Source organism: Methylophaga pinxianii, from assembly GCF_020447225.1.
Lineage (GTDB): Bacteria > Pseudomonadota > Gammaproteobacteria > Nitrosococcales > Methylophagaceae > Methylophaga > Methylophaga pinxianii.
The window spans coordinates 1-202 of the sequence record NZ_JAJAEO010000001.1; the positions used below are offsets into that span (position 1 = coordinate 1).

The 202-nt window shown below is 57.9% G+C and carries 1 pseudogene; it reads left to right on the forward strand.

Annotation, left to right across the window (positions count from 1 at the left end):
- A pseudogene (locus LGT40_RS00005) lies at positions 1–202 on the forward strand (cation transporter); the annotation flags it as partial.

Below are 202 nucleotides of genomic sequence, written 5' to 3' on the forward strand. Positions count from 1 at the left end.
CTGCTCATATCCAAACATCGGGAAGGCGGGGCGCACATGAAGGCAAGCTGGATATTCTCGGCCAACGACGTGGTGATCAACCTGGGGGTCATCACCGCCGGCGTCCTGGTCGCGTGGACCGGTTCCAATTATCCGGATCTGATTATCGGCACCATCGCGGGGGGCATTGTACTTAACGGTGCCAGACGCATTTTGGCGTTGA